Below are 19,214 nucleotides of genomic sequence, written 5' to 3'. Positions count from 1 at the left end.
TCCGTCATACAGACATACAGGGCAAGGTAGACATCATGCACGTCGGATTCATCGGACTCGGAAACATGGGCAGCGGCATGGCCGCCAACCTGCTCAAGGCAGGTCACGCCGTCACCGCCTACAACCGGTCATCGGCCAAAGTGGCCACCCTGGCACAGCAGGGCGCCACGTCGGCGCGCACGGTGGCCGACACCTGCCGCGGCGACGTGGTGCAGACCATGCTGGCCGACGACGAGGCCGTCGAGAACGTCGCGCTCGGACCGGACGGGATTGTGGCGTCCTTGCCGCCCGGCGGCACACACATCTCCTCGAGCACCATCAGCATGGCGCTGGCCCGGCGGCTCACCGCCGCGCACGCCGACGCGGGGCAGTCCTATATCGCCGCACCCGTCTTCGGCCGGCCTGACGCCGCCGCTGCGGCAAAGCTTTTCGTGATCGCGGCCGGCGCGCCGGCGGCACTGAACCTGGTGGCGCCGCTTTTCGACGCGATCGGTCAGCGCACCTTTGTGGTGTCCGAGCAGCCGTACACCGCCAACCTGGTGAAGCTGTCCGGCAACTTTATGCTCGCCACCGTCATCGAGTCGCTCGGTGAGACCATCGCGCTGGTGGAGAAGGCCGGGGTGGACCCGGTGACCTACGTCGACATCCTCACCTCGACGCTGTTCAACGCTCCGGCGTATGCGACCTACGGCGACCTGATCGCCCGCAAGAGCTTCGAGCCGGCCGGTTTCGCCGCCACCCTCGGGCTCAAGGACGTCCGGTTGGCGTTGCAGGCCGCCGAGGAGCTGACGGTGCCGCTGCCGCTGGGCAGCCTGCTGCGCGACCGCTTCCTGGCCCTGCTGGCCAACGGCGGCGGACAGCTGGACTGGTCGGCGATCACCACCCTGGCCGGGCGCGACGCGGGGCTCGGCGGTTAGCGACGGCTAGGAGCCTGGGTCGGTAACACGCCAGCCGGGGTGAACGTCTGATTGCTGGGTGCGGGCGATGATGGGGTGTGCCTGATGATCTCGGTGATGGTGGTTTGTTCGAGGTCCAACACACGGGCCCAACAAGGAATCAGTTACAGATCCCTTCCTGACACCTCCGGAGGCATTTGAGAAGGACCAACTTGATCTATATCAGCGAGCCTCGACGCAGGAGAGGTGAAGCTGGACCGCCGAATCAGGCCTGCCGGTTCGCGGTGACCGCCCCCGTTGCCGCGTCGACCGTGACGTCGCGCTCGGCCAGTTTGTCGTCCCACACGTCGGCTTCCCAGACGACCGTGCCGTTCATGTCGAGCAGGCTCAGCTCGGTGATCGAACTGTTGGGCACTGCCCGCAGTACCCGTTCCACGGCGCTGCGGTAGTCCAGATGGGTGCCGTCCACATTGGCGCGCCGCTTGGCCTTGTCGGCGTCGCTGTCGTCGGTCACGACGGGGCCGACCAGCACGGACACCCCGTCAGAGTCGATCTTGACCTGGTGTTCGGTGCCGTCGCGAGTGACCACCCTGGCTTTCCAGGTACCGGCGTCGCTGGTCTGACTCTCGATGAAGATCAACACGCTGTCCGGCACCTGCGCGATCGCGAGGTCACCGGCGCGAAGCAGAGTGAGCGGATCGGGCGGCGCGTCGGGGCGAGTCCACGACGCCCCAGGGGCCGACGACTCCTGCGAGGACGCGCCCGACGTGCCCTTACCGCTGCACCCGGCCAGCGCCAGCGCTGCCACGATGACCACCGCACCGAATCGGACGACTTTTCCCAGAGCGTGCATCAGCGGCCATGCTACTGAAGTCGCGGCGTTGGCGCTGAACTCGAGTCGAGACAGCCAGTCCCCCCGGCGCCGAGACAGCAGATCTTGCATTCCTTAGCCAGTCGAAGGTTATGCTGCCGAAGGGCGCGATTCGCGGAACCATCGATGCTTCCGGCGAAGCCGGAGAGCAGGCCGTCCAGCGCCGACGTTCAACCGCACTATCAGCAGGCGGAAGGCGGTGAGATGGGGAAAATCTCGGTCACCGGCATGCTCAGACGCCATTGGATTCCGCTGGTCTTCATCGTGGTCATCGCGGTCTCGAGTGTGGTCGTCAGCCGGCTGCACAAAGTGTTCGCCTCCGAAGACCTCAATCCCCACGCCGGCGCCGGCATCGAAATCGTCCAGTTCAACCCGAAATACGTCGCCTACGAGGCCTTCGGGCCACCCGGCACCACCGCTGACATCAACTACTGGGACGCCGAGGCCAACGTCCATCAGCTCACGGGCGTGCCGCTGCCGTGGACCTACACGGTGGTCACGGTGTTGCCCGCCGTCATGGCCAACATGATCGTTCAGGGCAACACCGGTGAGATCGGCTGCCGAATCAAGATCGACGACCGGCTGCTCGACGAACGCCGCGCCGCCGGCCTGAACGCCCAGACCTTCTGCCTGGTGAAGTCCGGATGATCAAACGGATCAAAGAGCAGCTGGACAGCCACCAGGATCCGCACGTCAAGCGGCCTTTCTTCGCGCACATGCTGCGCATTTTCGCGGTGCCGATCATCATCGCCTGGATCGTGCTCACGGTGCTAGTGAATGTCCTTGTTCCCCAGTTGGAAGTCATCTCTGAGGAGCACTCCGCGCCGCTGGCGCCCGTCGATGCGCCGTCGATGATTGCCAGCAAGCTGGTCGGCGAGAACTTTCAGGAGTACAAGTCCAACAGCACCGTGATGATGGTGGTGGTCGGCGACGACGAACTCGGCGATGCCGCCCATCATTACTACGACGAGATTGTCGCGAAGCTGGTCGCCGACAAACACCATGTCGAGCACGCCCAGGACTTCTGGCGTGACCGGCTGACCGCGGCAGGCGTGCAGAGCTCCGACGCCAAAGCGGCCTACATCATGCTCAACCTGGTAGGCAACCAGGGCATGACCGAGGCCAATGACTCGGTTGTCGCAGTCCGCCAGGCCATTGATGACACGCCCGCGCCGCCCGGGGTCAAGGCCTATGTCGCCGGACCGGCTGCGCTGACCGCTGATCTACGCGAGATCGGCGACTCCAGCCTGGTCAAGATCACGCTGTTCACCATCGCCGCTATCGCGATCATGCTGCTGATCGTCTTCAGGTCGGTGTCGGCGATGTTGACCCAGCTGTTTCTGACCCTGCTTGAGCTGATCTGCGCCCGCGGTGTCGTCGCGGTCCTCGGCTACAACGACGTCATGGGCCTGACCACGTTCGCGGTCAACATCATGGTGATGCTCGCGATCGCCGCGGGCACGGACTACGGCATCTTTCTCATCGGCCGGTACCGGGAAGCCCGGCTGGTCGGCGAGGACCGGGTCGACGCGTACTACACCACCGTTCGCAGTGTCACCCCGGTGGTGCTGGGTTCGGGTCTGACCATCGCCGGGGCGTCGGCGATGCTGTACTTCACCCGGCTGCCCTACTTCCACACCATGGGCATTCCGGTCTCCGTGGGCATGCTCGTGGTGGTCGGCGCCGCGCTCACCCTGGGACCGGCCATGTTGGTGGTGGTGACCAGCCTGGGTCTGCTCGAACCCAAAAAGGCCAAGCCGGGCGGGTTCTGGCGCCGGGCCGGCGTCTCGGTGGTGCGCTGGCCCGGGCCGATCGCCGTGGCCAGCCTGGCCATCATCATGATCGGTCTGGTGGCCCTGCCAGGTTTCAAACCGGGTTACGACGACCGCAAATACCTGCCCGCCGACACCCCGGTCAACGTGGCTTATGCCGCAGCGGAGAAACATTTCTCGGCTGCCCGGATGGCGCCGGACATCACCATGGTCGAATCCGACCACGACATGCGCAATCCCGCCGACATGCTGGTGCTGGACCGAGTCGCCAAGAACATCATGCGGGTGGTCGGGATCGGGATGATCCAAGACATCACCCGCCCCTTGGGAATTCCGCTGCAGCACAGCTCGATCCCCTTTCAACTCAGCGTCTCCAACCAGCTGATGATCCAGAACATGAAGACGCTCAAGGACCGGATCAAGGACATCGACACCATCTCGCAGCAACTCGACAAGGACATCGAGTTGCTGATCCAGATGTACGGCTATCTCCAGGAGGTCGACCGGACGTTCGACGACACGGCCGAGGTCACCCGGAACACCGTGGACGTCTCCGACCGGATCCGCGACCACATCGCCGAGTTCGACGATCAGTTCCGTCCGCTGCGCAGCTACTTCTACTGGGAGCCGCACTGCTTCGACATCCCGATGTGCAACGCGCTGCGCAACACCTTCGACGCCACCGACGGCATCGACCAACTCGCCGAGCAACTGCATTACCTGTCCGACGACATCACCAAGACAGCGCGCCTGCTGCCGCAAGCGGTCGAACTACTGCCGGCCGTGGTCGACACCATGCGAATCATGCGCGGCCTGGTACTCACAGTGCACTCGACGTTCTCGGCGTTCATCGATCAGATGGAGGACCTGAGCAACACCCAAATCATGATGGGTCAAAGCTTCGACGACTCCAAGAACGACGACTTCTTCTATCTGCCGGCAGAAGCGTTCGACAACAAGGACTTCCAAACCGGTCTTCGGCTGTTCATGTCACCGGACGGAAAATCGGCGCGATTCTTCGTCACCCACCAGACCTATCCGGCGACCGCGGAGGGCATCAAACGGGTTGAGCCGGAGCGGATCGCTGCGCAGGAGGCCCTGAAGCAGTCGTCATTGGCGGACGCCAAGGTCTACATCGGCGGCATGGCCGCCCTCTACGAAGACATGCAGAACGGCGCCAAGTACGACCTGATGATCGCGATCGTCGCGTCGCTGACGTTGATCTTCTTGATCATGATGATGATCACCCGAAGCCTGGTGGCCGCAGCGGTCATCCTCGGCACCGCATCCAGTTCTATCGCCGCGTCTTTCGGTATCTCGGTGTTGATCTGGCAGCACATTTTCGGCCAGCACATCTATTGGGTGACGCTGGTGCTGGCGGTGATCGTGTTGCTGGCCGTCGGCTCGGACTACAACCTGCTGCTGGTCTCCCGCTTCGAGGAGGAGATACACGCCGGGCTCAAGACCGGCTATATCCGAGCGATGGCAGGCAGCGGCGGCGTGGTGACCTCGGCCGGCATGGTGTTCGCGGCCACCATGGGCATCATGTTCTTCAGCGATCTCAAGGCCATCGGTATGTATGGCACCACCGTGGCGATCGGGCTGCTGCTGGACACCTTCGTGGTCCGCGCGTTCTTCATGCCGTCGATCGCGACGTTGCTGGGCAAGTGGTTCTGGTGGCCGCAGGTGGTCCGACCGTGGGGTCCCAACAAGAACATTCGCGGGATCGCAGCACACACCCCGCGTGAAGAGTCCACCGACACCGACAGATTCGCCACGCCCACGCAGTAGGCAACGCCGGCGTTGACGCGCTCAGCCCCCAACCGGGTCGACATCGACGCACACCGCGACCGCGCCAGCCCCCACGTGCAGGGCCAACGTCGGGCACAGGCTGGTGATCACCGCCGGCTCACAGACCGGCAACCGCTCCGCCAGCGCGCCAGCCACCTCTTGGGCCCCCTGTGGATTAGCCACATGATGCACCGCCAGCGCCGCTGAGCGATCTCCGACCACATCGCAAACCCGGTCGATCATCGACGCGACGGCCTTACTGACGGTGCGGATGCGTTGGGCCAGAACAAGTTTTCCGTCATCTACCGCGAGCAGCGGTTTCAGCGACAGTGCGGTGCCCAGCCAGGCCGCAGCACTGCCGATCCGGCCGCTGCGCCGCAGATTGTCGAGGCGTTGCACCACCATATAGGCGTGACCGCGTTGCACGGCGGCATCGGCCGCGGCCGCAACGGCATTCAGGTCGGCACCGTCGGCGGCCGCCCGAGCGGCGGCCAGCGCCACGAACCCGGTGCCCATACCCGCCGATTTCGAGTCGACCACCCGCACGCCGGGCCCGATCTGACCGGCTACCTGTGCTGCGGTGCCGAACGTCCCGGACAACGCCGAGGAGATGTGCACCGCCACCACCCCAGAGCCCGCGCTGTAGTCAAGCGCATTCCGGTAGATCTCCGCCAGCTCTTCCGGCCCCGCCCCCGAGGTGGTGACACGCTCGCGCGCATAAATGTCCGCGGGCACGTCGTCGACACCGTCACGCAAATCGGCTCCCTCGAGCAGGATGTGCAGCGGTACCGTGCGAATACCCCAGCGGTCACGCGTCTCAAGCGGCAGGCAGGCCGACGAATCGGTGATGACGACGACGCTCATCAGGCGGTCATACCAACGGGCCGGGGACGCCGGCCTCACTCAGGGCCTTGAGCATCAGGTCGGCGACCGCCCGGTGCGCCTCGAAGTTCCAATGAATGCCGTCAGGATTTGCACGCCCGCTCATGACCTCATCGCCCACCGCGGCCTTCAGGTCCACCAGAGGCACATCGTGTTCCCGCGACCAGGCCGTGATCGCGCGCACCGTGGGTTCCCGTCCCTGGTGGGCGCGGCCGTAGGTGTCAGCGATGTGCACCGACGGCAGCGACGCCACGATGGGAATACCCGGACGGTTGAAATCGATTGCTCCCCTAGTCATCTCAAGATATTCCACGGTGAGGTGCGGCGGTAGGGCCGCCCGCGCCACCGGCGAGAACCGGGGCTGCAGCCAGCCGTAGCCATCTCGGACCCAACGCCGCAGCCAGGCCGGCCGCACATAACGGATCAATTCACGCACTGCCGTCGGCCACACCGAGGGCAGTGAGTCCATCCCGCTGGTGGCAAAGATGACCGCCCCGGCCCGGGGCAGTGCCGCCCACGCCCGTGGGTCCTGGGTGGACGCCCACCAGACGTCTCGGCTGGTCCAGCCGATCCGACCGATCAGTTCGACGTCCCAGTCCAGCTGGCTGGCAACGATGTTCGGCCAGATCCGTGGATCATCGGCGGGCAGGCCGCCGGTGGGCCCGTAGTAGGAGAGCGAGTCAGCGAAGACCAGCAGCGTGGGACGGGCTTGCGCGGGCGTCCGTGCGTCAGAGGACATCGCCGGCCACCTGTGCTGAAGCGTTCCAGACGTCGAGACGCCACCGCACATCGGCGAAGTCGTCCTGGGCGGAATCCGGGCTGTCGGAGTATCCGCTGAGCTGGGTCCAGCTGGCGTTGGCCATCCCCCCCAGCACCGGCCAGTTCTCCACCGGCAACCGCAGCAACGCCGCGGTCAGAGCGGCGATCAGCCCGCCGTGGGCGACCAGCACTACCGGCTGATCGGCGTGATCGGCTCTGCCCCAGTCCGGCTCCCCGGCCACCAGCTCGCGCACCAACGGAACACTGCGCTCGGCCACGTCGATGCGGCTCTCCCCGCCGTGGGGTGCCCATCGGGCGTCGTCACGCCAAGCCAACCGGGCGCCCGGTGCGGCGGCGTCGACCTGTTCGTGGGTCAATCCCTGCCAGTCACCCAGATGGGTTTCCCGCAGCCGGGTGTCGACCCGGACCTGCAACCCGTTGTGCTCGGCCAGCACGGTGGCGGTGTCGTAGGCCCGCCACAGGTCCGAAGACACGATCAGCAGCGGGTGCCGTTTGCGCAGCACCTCCGCCGCCGCCTCCGCCTGCGCCCGACCCAGGTCACTGAGAACGGTGTCCAACTGCCCCTGCATCCGACTGCCGGCGTTGAACTCGGTCTGGCCGTGTCGCAGCAGGATCAACCTGCGGATCCTCACGAGGCGTCCTCGGGCGCCGACTCACCGGCTGAGTCCGCTAAGTCCACCGGCACCAGCGGGCAGTCCTTCCACAACCGGTCCAGCGCGTAGAAGTCCCGCTCGTCCTGGTGCTGGATGTGCACGACGACGTCGATGTAGTCCAGCAGAGTCCAGCGCCCCTCCCGAGTGCCCTCGCGGCGTGCCGGCTTGTAGCCGGCCAGGCGCATCTTGTCCTCGACCTCGTCGACGATGGCGTTGACCTGGCGCTCGTTGGAGGCCGAGGCGATGACAAAGCAGTCGGTGATGACCAGCTGCGCTGAGACGTCGATGACGACGACGTCGTCGGCCAGCTTGTTCGAGGCGGCGCCGGCCGCCACGGTGGCCATCCGCACGGCCTCGGGTGTCGCGGTCATTGTTGGTCTCCGGGGGTCGGTTGATAGAGGCGGCGCTTGGACACGTACTGGACCACCCCGTCTGGTACCAGGTACCAGATCGGGCGGGATTCTGCCGCGCGCCGGCGGCAATCGGTGGAAGAGATCGCCAGTGCCGGCACTTCGACCAGCGTCAAGGCATGCGGCGGCAGGGAGCCGAGCGCCTCGGCGAGATGGTCGCCGTTGAGCTCGTAGCCGGGCCGGCTCACCCCCACAAACCGCGCCATCTCGAACATCTCCGGCCAATCCTGCCAGGACAGAATGGTGGCCAGCGCGTCTGCACCGGTGATGAAGTAGAGCTCGGCGTCGGGGTTCTGTTCTTGCAGGTCGCGCAAGGTGTCTTTGGTGTAAGTGGGGCCGCCGCGATCGATGTCGGCGCGGCTCACCGAGAACCGTGGGTTCGACGCGGTGGCGATCACCGTCATCAGGTAACGGTCCTCTGCGGCAGTGACGCGGCGTTCCTTGAGCCATGGCTGGCCCGTTGGCACGAAAACCACCTCATCGAGCTCGAACAGATCGGCCACCTCGCTGGCGGCGACCAGGTGCCCATGATGGATGGGGTCGAACGTCCCACCCATGACTCCAAGCCGCCGTTTTCGCACGATAGGCCAGCTTACTTGGGGTCCTCGTCGGCGTGAGCGTGCTGGTGGTACCGCTCGCTTGCGGCGTAGTCGGCCGACGCGCCGGGCAGCTTTCCGCTTCGGCATACTCTCATCGGTGGCGCAACACCCCGTTGCTGCCGCGAAGCCGATGCCGATCGTGTAGAAGATGTCTGTGGAAGGTTTTCCGGTGAACTCGACTGATCGCACCCAGGCGACCAAAGACGCCATGCTCAGGCGCTTCTACACCCGGGCACAGATCACCGGCGAGATCAGGCTGCCGGCCGTGCCGAGCATGGTCGACGAATACGTGTCAATGTGCGCCACGGTGTTCTCGGGCCTGGGCAAGCCCTTCAGTGATCTCGAACTCGCCAGTCTCAAAGGGGTGTTGCACGGTCAACTGACTCAGGCCTACTCCGCATCGCCACGTTCGCACATCGTCATCTCCTACAACGCCCCGATCGGCGCCACCCTGAACTACACGGTCCGCGCCCAGTGGAGCTCCCTCGCGCAGGCATACGAGTACTGGCTCGCGACGCGAGAACCACCGTTGTTCGGCTCCCATCCCGATGCCCGGATCTGGCAGATCTCGAGCGAAGCGGACGATCCAGCCACTCATCGGGTGCTTGAGATCGGCGGCGGCACCGGCCGGAACGCCCTAGCCCTGGCACGCCGTGGGCATCCGGTCGACGTCGTGGAGATGACCCCGAAATTCGCCGCGATCCTTCAGGCCGAGGCCGAACGGGAATCGTTGGACGTGCGAGTCATCGTGCGTGACGTGTTCGCCGACGCCGACGACCTGCGCGACGACTACCAGATGATGGTGCTTTCGGAGGTACTGACCGATTTCCGGTCTACGCAGCAGGTGCGCGACCTTTTCGAGCTCGCCGCCCGAAGTCTGGCTCCGGGCGGGAAGCTGGTGTTCAACAGCTTCCTGGCGAACGACGGCTACGAGCCCGACCAGGCGGCCCGCGAATTCTGCCAGCAGATCTACTCCAGCTTGTTTACCCGCAACGATATGGCGGCCGCCGCAGCCGGCCTGCCACTCGAGCTACGTTCCGACGAATCGGCGCACGACTACGAGAAGGCAAATCTGCCCGACGGCGCCTGGCCGCCCACCAGCTGGTACATCGGGTGGGCTACCGGGCTCGACGCGTTCCGGACCTCGCGCAGCGACAGCCCGATGGAGCTGCGCTGGTTGGTATACGAGCGGACCCGCTGACGAGTCCTAACGCCGGACCACGCCGTCGGGGTTAGACAGGCAGCAGGGCGTCGATGACGCCGGCCAGTTGTTTGGCCGAGCGGCACTCGTGCATGGGGATCACGTCGGCATACCGCGGAACCGCGGAATCGCCACTGCCCCAGAGATGCTGAGGCTCGGGGTTGAGCCAGTGCGCGTGCCGGCTGGCGGTCACCAAGTGCGACAGCACCTCCACCCCTGGGTTTCGGTAATTGGTGCGACCGTCGCCGAGCACCAGCAGCGCACTGCGGGGCGACACCACGTTCGGATAGTTCTCGGCGAACGAGACGAACGCATTGCCGTAGTCGGAGTGGCCGTCGCGGGTATAGACCCCCGACTCCCGGGTGATCCGCTGGATCGCCACGGCCAGGTCGGCCTCCGGCCCGAACAGGTGCGTCACCTCGTCAGTGGTGTCGATGAACGCAAAGACGCGAACTCTGGAAAACTGCTGCCGCAGAGCATGAACCAGAAGCAAAGTGAAATGACTGAACCCGGCGACCGAGCCCGAGACATCGCACAGCACCACCAGCTCGGGCCGCGCGGGCCGCGGCTTGCGCAGCACCACGTCGATCGGCACTCCGCCGGTGGACATCGACTTACGCAGGGTCTTGCGCAGGTCGATGGTCCCGGCACGGGAGCGTCGCCGACGCGCGGCCAGTCGAGTCGCCAGGGTGCGGGCCAGCGGCGCCACCACCCGGCGCATCTGACGCAACTGTTCGCCGGACGCACGCAGGAACTCGACGTTCTCGCTCAGCTGCGGAATGCCGTACATCTGGACGTGTTCGCGCCCCAACTGCTCGGCGGTGCGCCGCTTGGTCTCGGCGTCGACGAGCTTGCGCAGTGCAGCGATCCGCTGCGCCGCCATCGCCTTGGCGATCTGTTCCTGGGTGGGGCTGGGCTCGTCGCCGTAAGGCGCGAGCAGCCCGGCCAGTAACTTGCCTTCCAACTCGTCGAGCGCCAGCGCTTTGAGCGCCTGGTAGGCCGAGTAGGACGGGCCCCGGCTGGAGCGGTATTGCCCGTAGGCACCAACGATGGCGGCGATCATCGCCGACAATCGGGGATCGGTGTCGGCGAGATCGGGATTCTCGGTCAGCAGATCGAGCAGCATTGCCCGCATGTCCTCGGCGTCCTCCGGCAGGGGCACGTCGTCGGACGGCTGCTCGTCGCCATCGACGACCACCGTGCGCCCACCCAACGCGGCGGGGAACCACAGATCGAACATGGCGTCGTAGGTGTCGCGATGGTCGGGCCGACGCAGCACCGCGCAGGCCAGGCCTTCCCGCAGCACCTCCCGGTCGTCGAGCCCGATCGCGGTCAGCACCCGTCCAGCGTCGACGGTCTCGGAGGGACCCACCGAAATCCCCTGTCCGCGCAGCGCTTCCACGAACCCCACCAGGTGCCCCGGAATTCCGTGCGGGGCAAGAGGTTGCGACGGGCGGGTGCGGCGAACCATCAGACGACCATCAGTTCAGTCGCAGCTCGCCGGATGCCCGCACCTGATCGGATTGGTGCTTGAGCACTACCCCCAGGGTGGCAGCGACGGTGGCATCGTCGATGGTGTCCATGCCCAGGGCCAAGATGGTGCGGCCCCAGTCGATGGTCTCGGCCACCGACGGAAGTTTCTTGAGCTGCATGCCGCGCAACACCGCGATGATGCGCACCAGCTCGGCGGCCAGATGCTCGGGCAACTCGGGTACCCGCGACAGCAGAATCCGGCGTTCCAGGTCCGGGTCTGGGAAGTCGATGTGCAGGAACAGGCAGCGGCGCTTGAGCGCTTCGGACAGTTCCCGGGTGGCGTTGGAGGTCAACACCGTGAACGGGGTGCGCGTGGCGGTGATCGTGCCCAGTTCCGGGACGGTGACCGCGAAGTCGGAGAGCACCTCCAACAGCAGACCCTCGATCTCGATGTCGGCCTTGTCGGTCTCATCGATCAGCAGCACCGTCGGATCGGTGCGCCGGATCGCGGTCAGCAGCGGACGCGACAGCAGGAACTCCTCGGAGAATACGTCCATCTTGGTGGCGTCCCAGTCACCGCCGTTGGACCCCGACTGGATGCGCAAAATCTGCTTGGCGTGATTCCACTCATACAGCGCCCGGGCTTCGTCGACGCCCTCGTAGCACTGCAACCGCACCAGCCCGGAACCGGTGGCCGCGGCCACCGCGCGGGCCAGTTCGGTCTTGCCGACCCCGGCCGGACCCTCCACCAGCAAGGGTTTGCCCAGCCGGTCGGCCAGAAACACCGCCGTGGTGGTGGCGGTGTCGGCCAGGTAGCCCGTCTCGGCCAGCCGCCGGGCGACGTCGTCGATGTCGGAAAACAGCGGCGCTTGGCGGGCCGGGGTGGCGGGAACGGCGGGTTTTTCCATGCGGATGTAGCTCCTTCGAGGCGCCTTAGGCGGGACGGGTGTGGCCGTCACCCCACACGATCCATTTGGTCGACGTCAGCTCCGGCAGCCCCATCGGCCCCCGGGCGTGCAGTTTCTGGGTGGAGATGCCGATCTCGGCACCGAAGCCGAACTGCTCGCCGTCGGTGAAGGCGGTGGAGGCGTTGACCATGACCGCCGCGGCGTCGACCTGCTCGCTGAATCGCTGGGCGGCCGCCATGTTGGTGGTGACGATGGCCTCGGTGTGACCGGTGCCGTATTCGTTGATGTGATCGATCGCGCCTTCTAGCCCGTCGACCACCGACAGCGCGATGTCCATCGCCAGGTACTCGCGACGTAGGTGGTCCTCGTCAGCGGCGGCGTCGGCGTCTCCATGCACCGCTACTCCGGCGGCGGTCAACGCGTCCACCAGCCGTGGCACCGCGGATGCGGCGATCGCCTTGTCGATCAGCAGCGTCTCGGCGGCATTGCAGACACTGGGCCGGCGGGTCTTGGAGTTCAACAGCACCTGTTCGGCGATGTCGAGGTCGGCGGCCTCGTGGATGTAGACGTGGCAATTGCCGACACCGGTCTCGATGGTGGGCACCAACGCATCGCGCACCACGGCCTCGATCAGCCCGGCCCCGCCGCGCGGGATCACCACGTCAACGAGTCCGCGGGCCTGGATCAGGTGGGTGACGGTGGCGCGATCAACCGACGACAGCAGCTGCACCGCGTCGGCGGGCAGGTCCTCGGCCTCCAGAGCACCGCGCAGCACGTCCACCAACGCCTGGTTGGAGTGGGCCGCCGACGAACTGCCGCGTAGCAGCGCGGCATTGCCGGACTTCAGTGTCAGCCCGAATGCGTCGACGGTGACGTTCGGCCGGCCCTCATAGACCATGCCCACCACGCCGAGTGGGACGCGCTGCTGACGCAGCAACAGCCCGTTGGGCAAGGTGTAGCCGCGCAGTACCTCGCCGACCGGGTCGGGCAGGCCGGCGACCTGACGCAGTCCGGCGGCGATCCCGTCAACCCGGGACTTGGTCAGCGCCAGTCGGTCCAAGATGGCCTCGGGCGTGCCGGCGTCACGGGCAGCGGCAACGTCGCGGTCATTAGCGGCCAAGATGTCGTCGGCGTGGGCCAGCAGCGCGTCGGCTGCGGCGTTCAGCGCACTGTTCTTGGCAGCGGTGGACAGCGCCGTCAGGGAACGCGAGGCGACCCTCGCGCGGCGGGCGGCGTCATGGACCTCTTGGCGCAGGTCGGGAAGCACGGGGACGCTCATCGTGCCAGAGTATCGGCGAACGCCCGATCAGGTAAAACGGCCTCGCTGTACCGTCCCCTGCTATGCAGATGCCGCGGGACGCCGCTGATCGATGATGCGGCCCAGCTCCTGCAGCAACAACGGCTTGGTCATCACCAGTTCTTCGATGTTCTCCCGGTCGATGACTACCGCGGTCACTTCCTCCACGGCGTGCGCGTCGAACAGACTGGGTTGCCGGGTCAGCGTGGTGACGCCGAGAAACGCACCGTGCCGCAGCGTGGCGTCCGGCCAGGCTGGATCCGCACTGGTGAGCCGGACGCTGCCCTCGGTCAGAAAGGTCATCGCGGTCGGCACCTGGCCAGCCCGTTGCAGGGCCTCGTCTCTGCCGTAACGGACCACCGTGGCGTACGGCTCCAGGGCGCGCTGGTCGTCATCGGTCAACCGAAGCGCGGGTGCCACTACTGACCGCAGTGCCTCGGCCACTCGTTCCGGTGTCGAGAACACATCTTCGGCTTCGTCAAGGTGCAGTCCCGCCCGTCGGGCGGCGTACCAAAGCCACCTCAGGAAGGTGGTCTGCGCCGCGCCGTCGTCGGCCGGCGAGCCCAGCGCGACCGTGGTGCGGTACTGGCCACCGCCGAGTGCCGCCGAATCCGGTGCCTCGCCGGTGGTTCGCATCGGTAGAGCGGTCGCAACCCGTGACAACAACGCGCACACCTGGTCTGGCGGATCCACGACGGCGAAGGTGGTCGTGATCGATACCCGGTGCGCACCGCCGGATCGACTGACGTTGGTGAACGAGGTTCCGGCCAGAACCGAGTTCGGCGTGACCTGCAGCCCGTCAGCGGTGCCGATGTGCACCGCCCGCCAGTTCACTTCAACAACCCGGCCACGTGCGGTGGGGGTGGAAAGCCAGTCACCGATCCGGAATGGCTGCTCGAACAGCATGAACAGACCCGAAACGATCTGGCCGACCGAATTCTGCAACATCAAGCCGATGACCACCGACGTCACACCCAACGCGGTGAACAGGCCGCCGATCCTGGCACCCCAGACGTGCGACAGGATCAGCGCCAGACCCACACCGATCAGCAGGAATCGTGCGACATCGACGAAGATGGTCGGTATCCGGCTGCGCCAGGAGCCTTTTGGAGCGCTCTGGAAAAAGGTCACGTTCAGCCCGGACAGCAGTACCACCAACACCACGAAGCCGAACGCGGTGTAGATGATCCGCAGCATCGGATCGTGTCCCGGTACGCCGGCGACCTGCGCCAGTAAGACCAGCAATGCGCCCAGCGGCAACAGGTAATTACGCGCCAGAGCCACTGGTCGGGCGAGGTGGCTGCCTCTGCGCGCCAGCGCCACATGCCCTTCGGTCAGCAGTACCAGGCCCACCGGGAGGCCGATCGCGACACCGACCGCCCAGTACAACCACGCCCCGAAGACGTTCACGGTGCCTCGGAAAATCTCGAAGCCAATCGCCAGGCCTGCTCCTCGGCGTCACCTATCGTGAGGGTGCCGGCCAGCGAGAACTCCGCGGTACCGTCCAGCATGTCGCGCACTCCGGCGGTGACGTAGATGCCGGATTCCGGTGTGACCCTGCGCAACTGGTAGGCCAGGTTGACAGCAGAGCCCCACAGGTCATAAGTGACCCCGGACCGGCCAACCAGACCGCTGACGACTTCTCCGGTGTTGACCCCGGCCCACAAGCTCAGCCGGTAACCGGTTTTGACGTCGAACCGATCAACGATGCGCTGCATCTCGCACGCGAACTCGACGATACGGTGCACCCCGTCCAGCCTCGGGGTGGTCAAGCCGCAACCTGCGAGATAGCCGTTGTACATGGTGCGAATTCGTTCGACCCCAACGGCTTCGGCCGCCGCGTCGAACTGTCTGACCAGATCGTCGACGGTTGTCACCAATTCGCTCGCGGAGAGCTCGGAGGACAGCTGGTCAATCCCATGCAGTTCGGCGTAGACAACGCTGACGTTGTGATGCTCTTCCGCGATGGCCTGCTCGCCCCCGCGATAACGTCGTACCACCGACTCCGGCATCAGTGACAGCAGCAGCTCGTCGTTCTGTTTGCGCTGCTGATCGAGCAGCTCCTCCTTCGTGCGAAGGCTGTAGCTCATGTCGTTGAACGCCTTAGTCAGTTCGCCGATCTCGTCGGCCGTCCGGGCCGGCACCGCGGCGCTGTAGTCACCGGCGCTGATCCGCTGGGCTGCGACCTGCAGGCGGCGGATCGGCTGCAGGAAAAGTCGCGCCAGCAGCATGGCCAGCACGCAGATGGCGAAGATGACGCCGGTGGTGGCAAGCACCACCCGCTTGCTGAACGAAGTGACCGCGGCGTAGGCGTCGGAGTAGTCCCTGGTCGCCAGAATCGACCACTGCAGGTCCGAGTTGGGCACGGTCAGCGGCGCGTACGCAGTCAGCTCGCGGTTTCCCAGATAGGCATGCCCGTTGGTCAGCGTGCCGGTCTGGCCACGCTGTGCGGCCTCCAGTCCCGGACCGCCGACCGGCTGCACCAAGGTAGTGGTTCCCAGCCGCAGCGCGCGTTCCACCGTCGCCTCCGAGGTCCCCGCCGCCACCGCCTCCCGGCGATACCGCTCCGGATCCTCCAGGAACAGTCGCGAATCGGAGCGCATCAGGTGGTCCGGACCGGCCAGATAGGTTTCGGTGGTGTGACCCAGCCCAGCGGCCTCCCACTCACGGTCGGCGGTCATGATCCGATTGACTTTGGCGCTGGGCAGCGGCAAGGCCAACACGCCCTCGACCACGCCCTTGGTACCGACCGGAGACACCAACCAGGCGGTGGGTGTGTCCAAGTTGGGTTGGTAAGGCTGGTAATCGGTGATCCACACAAAATTGACCGCGTTGGCTGCCAACGCCTTGCGATAGGCGTCACGCAGACCGGATTCACGGTAGGGACCGGTGAGCACGTTGGTACCCAGATCCACGCCCTTGTTGACCGAATAGACCACATTGCCTCGGGTGTCTAGAAGCAACGCGTCCAGGTACTCGTTGAGCTGGACGATTTCCGCGAAGACGTTGTTGAACTGGGCATTTGCCGCCGACCAGGCACTGCCGTCACCAGAGTCGTCGGACTTCTTCGGCTCCGCGACAAAGCCTGCGGTGTAGCGGGCCTGCAGGTAACGCTGCGCGTTCGCCGTGGGCAGCAACGCGGCGATGTCCGGCTGCTCGCCGGTCCGTTTGCCCAGCGCCTTGGTGAAGTGGTCCTGGTAATAAGCCTCTATCGCCCCCTGCTGTTCGGGCGTGATTGCAGCGGCGGCGAGCTCGTCGAATCCAGCCGTAAATGACTTGAGTGCGGTAGCTGCGGTCGCTCCCCCGCTGAAAACGACTAGGGAGTTGGTCATCTCGGCGAACAGTCCGGTGACCGCACGTCGCTGCGCCTCCCGTGCCTGCACCAACTTGCTGGTGGCCGCATGCTGCAATTCCTGTGCGCCATACTGGAACTCGACGAATCCCACGACCGCGACCGAGGCCACGCTGGTGATCAGCAGGATGAACATCAGCTTGGTCTGAATGCTGAGCCGGGCCAGCAACCGCCAGCGCCGGCGCTCATCACTCGCCGTGGTCACTGTCGACGGTGCCGAGTCCACTCGGCGGCTCCCTTCACCGGTTGTCGGATGGAGTCTCACACTAGGGGATGCACGACATTCCACGGTTGCGAATGCGAAGCTGGACTGCGTGGTGACGCGGGTGTGCGTAGTGGGCAGCGTGAACCTCGATACCGTGTTCAACGTCGCCACCTTGCCCGCCCGGGGCGAGACGGTGCTGGCCACGGCGCGAAGCAGCTACCCCGGCGGAAAGGGCGCCAACCAGGCGGTGGCCGCGGCACGAGCGGGGGCGCAGGTGCAGTTGGTGGGCGCGGTCGGTGACGACGACGCCGGGTTGCTGCTGCGCAGGCACCTGCAGAGCAACGGTGTCGGGACCGACGGCCTGACGACGATGCCCGGGCCCAGCGGCTCGGCGGTCATCACGGTGGACCTGTCCGAGGAGAACACCATCGTGGTGGCCCCCGGCGCCAACAGCACGTGGGCGCTGGATTCCGGTCAGCGCGACCTGATCGCCGACTGCGACGTGCTGCTGATGCAGCTGGAGATTCCGATCCCGGTCGCCACCGCGGCCGCCGAGGTGGCTCACACGGGCGCGGCGACGGTGATGCTCAACGTGTCCCCGCCCGCCACGGATATGGCGGGGCTCATCGAGCAGGTTGACGTCGCGGTGGTCAACGAATCCGAATCCGAGCGGTTTCGCCACAAGGTGGCGCACCGGGTGGTCACCCTCGGCGCGGATGGCGCCCGCTACTGCGGGCCCGGCGGCACTCGCACGATGCCGGCTCCGGTGGTTCAGGCGCTCGACAGCACGGGCGCGGGTGACGTGTTCGCCGGGGTGCTGGCGACCGAATGGCCCGGGGGGATCGAACGCGCAGTGCAGCGCGCTTGCGTGGCAGGGTCGTTGGCCACCCTGGTGGCCGGTGCCGGGGACTGCGCACCGAGTGCCGAGGCGATCAGCGCAGCACTGGATGCGTTCAGACTCCGACGTTGAATCCCAGGTCGACATCGGATGCGGCTTGCCCGCCCCGGATGCCCCAGTTTTCCCGATCCGCCTCATGCAGGGTGATCATCACGTGGTCGGCGGGAATGCCCAGCACAGCAAGGTTTTCGACGATTCCGGCATAAAGCAGACGCTTGGCCTCAAGCGACCGGCCGGAGAAGCAGTCGATCGAGATCAGGGTGCGGCATTCGGGCTTGGAGAGCTGCGCCGGAACCGCAAACCGGTGCGGCTCATGCACGACCAGCCGCACGTTCTTGTCCTTGGCCGGGATCTGGAACGCGGTCACGAGCGCGCCGTGCACGGCGTCGATGATCGCGACTTCCTCGGCCGGCTCGTAGTGGCGGCGGACCTCGATCAGGACGGTGGGCATGATTCACACCCTGCCAGACGATCAGTCCCGTTTGGCCCGCACCCACTGGATGGTGCCGAAGTTCTTGACCCGCACGCCGGTGAGACCTTGGAGTTCAAGGGTGTCGGCGATCTCGTCGTCGTCAAACACCCGCGCGCCGGCCTTGGGCAGCACCTGCCATAGCCGGGAGGCCGATCCGGCGGTGGGCACCATCAGTGCGATGCGCCCGCCGGGCTTGAGCACCCGCGCCATCTCGCCCAGCGCGGCCACCGGATCGGGGATCAGCTGCAGGACAGCGATAGAGACCACAGCATCAACAGTCTGGTCGCGTAGCGGGAGTTGCTGAGCATCGGCGCGCAGGAAGCCGGTCTGCGAGCCGGCCTGCACCCGCACCGCCCGGGCCAGCATCGGCTCTGAGACATCGATGCCCAGTGCCAAACCTTCTGGGCCGACCGCTTGGGCCAGCGAGGTGGTGATGCTGCCCGGCCCGCAGCCGACGTCCAGCGCCACCCCGCCGGCCGGGATCTCCAGCCAGTCGATCGGGTGCTGCCAGGCTTCGAGCAGGCGGCGGGCCACCGCTTGGGCGTTGTCGTAGAACATCGACCCGAACCTTGAGGCCCACAACCGCTGGATGGCGCCGGTGTTCTGCTGCGCGGCCCGCTCCCCTGCCCCGTCGAGCAGGTCGAGATAGCCGCGGCTCACCTGCGGGTCCGACGGTGGATCGCTGAGCAGGGTCATGGCCCGCTGCAACGCCGGTGACAACGGAAACCTTCTAATGTCGGCCATCCTCAGTGCT

General features: G+C 66.1%; 18 protein-coding genes. 5 read left to right on the top strand and 13 right to left on the bottom strand.

The annotated features are described in order from the left end of the window. Nucleotides 1-35: 35 nt before the first annotated feature. A complete protein-coding gene (locus NM962_21935; GenBank protein UVO12468.1) occupies nt 36-917 on the top strand; it encodes an NAD(P)-dependent oxidoreductase in 882 nt (293 codons plus the stop codon). A gap of 244 nt (nt 918-1,161) precedes the next feature. On the opposite strand, the gene NM962_21930 is transcribed toward NM962_21935, so the two are convergent. Further along, nucleotides 1,162-1,749, bottom strand: a complete 588-nt coding sequence (locus NM962_21930) for a PepSY domain-containing protein (protein ID UVO12467.1) — start codon at nt 1,747-1,749, stop codon at nt 1,162-1,164. Between the two features lie 222 nt (nt 1,750-1,971). On the opposite strand from NM962_21930, the gene NM962_21925 reads away from it, so the two are divergent. Both NM962_21925 and NM962_21920 read left to right on the top strand, forming a co-directional pair. Continuing rightward, a complete protein-coding gene (locus NM962_21925; GenBank protein UVO12466.1) occupies nt 1,972-2,415 on the top strand; it encodes an MmpS family protein in 444 nt (147 codons plus the stop codon). Nucleotides 2,416-2,483: 68 nt separating this feature from the next. After that, nucleotides 2,484-5,330 (top strand): MMPL family transporter, encoded by a 2,847-nt coding sequence (locus tag NM962_21920; GenBank protein UVO14895.1) that lies wholly within the window; start codon nt 2,484-2,486, stop codon nt 5,328-5,330. A 21-nt stretch (nt 5,331-5,351) separates the two neighbouring features. On the opposite strand, the gene NM962_21915 is transcribed toward NM962_21920, so the two are convergent. Genes NM962_21915 through nadD form a run of 5 tightly spaced genes read right to left on the bottom strand, consistent with a single transcriptional unit; the run spans nt 5,352 to nt 8,612 of the window. Continuing rightward, complete coding sequence (locus NM962_21915; GenBank protein ID UVO12465.1) at nt 5,352-6,194, bottom strand: DegV family protein; 843 nt, start codon at nt 6,192-6,194, stop codon at nt 5,352-5,354. Between the two features lie 7 nt (nt 6,195-6,201). Next, nucleotides 6,202-6,951, bottom strand: coding sequence for an SGNH/GDSL hydrolase family protein (locus NM962_21910; protein ID UVO12464.1), 750 nt, complete (start codon nt 6,949-6,951; stop codon nt 6,202-6,204). Further along, nucleotides 6,941-7,624, bottom strand: a complete 684-nt coding sequence (locus NM962_21905; GenBank protein UVO12463.1) for a histidine phosphatase family protein — start codon at nt 7,622-7,624, stop codon at nt 6,941-6,943. The genes NM962_21910 and NM962_21905 overlap by 11 nt, the downstream gene beginning before the upstream one ends. Further along, nucleotides 7,621-8,016: a ribosome silencing factor gene (gene rsfS / locus NM962_21900; protein ID UVO12462.1), complete on the bottom strand. Its 396-nt coding sequence runs from the start codon at nt 8,014-8,016 to the stop codon at nt 7,621-7,623. The genes NM962_21905 and rsfS overlap by 4 nt, the downstream gene beginning before the upstream one ends. Then, nucleotides 8,013-8,612 carry a nicotinate-nucleotide adenylyltransferase gene (nadD, locus tag NM962_21895; protein ID UVO14894.1) on the bottom strand — a complete coding sequence of 200 codons (600 nt, stop codon included), beginning with the start codon at nt 8,610-8,612 and terminating at the stop codon, nt 8,013-8,015. Before nadD ends, rsfS begins: the two co-directional genes overlap by 4 nt. 196 nt (nt 8,613-8,808) lie before the next feature. On the opposite strand from nadD, the gene NM962_21890 reads away from it, so the two are divergent. Beyond that, nucleotides 8,809-9,855, top strand: coding sequence for a class I SAM-dependent methyltransferase (locus NM962_21890; protein UVO14893.1), 1,047 nt, complete (start codon nt 8,809-8,811; stop codon nt 9,853-9,855). A 31-nt stretch (nt 9,856-9,886) separates the two neighbouring features. On the opposite strand, the gene NM962_21885 is transcribed toward NM962_21890, so the two are convergent. The 5 genes from NM962_21885 to NM962_21865 are packed head-to-tail and all read right to left on the bottom strand — an operon-like array spanning nt 9,887 to nt 17,021. Next, nucleotides 9,887-11,329 carry a VWA domain-containing protein gene (locus NM962_21885; protein UVO14892.1) on the bottom strand — a complete coding sequence of 481 codons (1,443 nt, stop codon included), beginning with the start codon at nt 11,327-11,329 and terminating at the stop codon, nt 9,887-9,889. A 7-nt stretch (nt 11,330-11,336) separates the two neighbouring features. Beyond that, complete coding sequence (locus tag NM962_21880; GenBank protein ID UVO12461.1) at nt 11,337-12,236, bottom strand: MoxR family ATPase; 900 nt, start codon at nt 12,234-12,236, stop codon at nt 11,337-11,339. 25 nt (nt 12,237-12,261) lie between these two features. Continuing rightward, nucleotides 12,262-13,515 (bottom strand): glutamate-5-semialdehyde dehydrogenase, encoded by a 1,254-nt coding sequence (locus NM962_21875; GenBank protein ID UVO12460.1) that lies wholly within the window; start codon nt 13,513-13,515, stop codon nt 12,262-12,264. A gap of 60 nt (nt 13,516-13,575) precedes the next feature. Beyond that, on the bottom strand, nt 13,576-14,943 hold the full coding sequence (locus NM962_21870; GenBank protein UVO12459.1) for a mechanosensitive ion channel family protein: 1,368 nt from the start codon (nt 14,941-14,943) through the stop codon (nt 13,576-13,578). Beyond that, nucleotides 14,940-17,021 carry a HAMP domain-containing protein gene (locus tag NM962_21865; protein UVO14891.1) on the bottom strand — a complete coding sequence of 694 codons (2,082 nt, stop codon included), beginning with the start codon at nt 17,019-17,021 and terminating at the stop codon, nt 14,940-14,942. The genes NM962_21870 and NM962_21865 overlap by 4 nt, the downstream gene beginning before the upstream one ends. Before the next feature lie 178 nt (nt 17,022-17,199). Between NM962_21865 and NM962_21860 the strand changes: the two genes are divergently transcribed. Further along, a complete protein-coding gene (locus NM962_21860; GenBank protein UVO12458.1) occupies nt 17,200-18,060 on the top strand; it encodes a ribokinase in 861 nt (286 codons plus the stop codon). Here the strand turns inward: NM962_21860 and NM962_21855 are convergent. Further along, nucleotides 18,044-18,439 carry a tautomerase family protein gene (locus NM962_21855; GenBank protein ID UVO12457.1) on the bottom strand — a complete coding sequence of 132 codons (396 nt, stop codon included), beginning with the start codon at nt 18,437-18,439 and terminating at the stop codon, nt 18,044-18,046. The two genes, NM962_21860 and NM962_21855, sit on opposite strands and share 17 nt — an antisense overlap. 21 nt (nt 18,440-18,460) lie before the next feature. Further along, on the bottom strand, nt 18,461-19,204 hold the full coding sequence (locus tag NM962_21850) for a methyltransferase domain-containing protein (GenBank protein ID UVO12456.1): 744 nt from the start codon (nt 19,202-19,204) through the stop codon (nt 18,461-18,463). Nucleotides 19,205-19,214: the final 10 nt, after the last annotated feature.

The organism is Mycobacterium sp. SVM_VP21 (assembly GCA_024758765.1).
Taxonomy (GTDB): domain Bacteria; phylum Actinomycetota; class Actinomycetes; order Mycobacteriales; family Mycobacteriaceae; genus Mycobacterium; species Mycobacterium heraklionense_C.
This window is presented reverse-complemented; position numbering and strand designations above follow the sequence as displayed.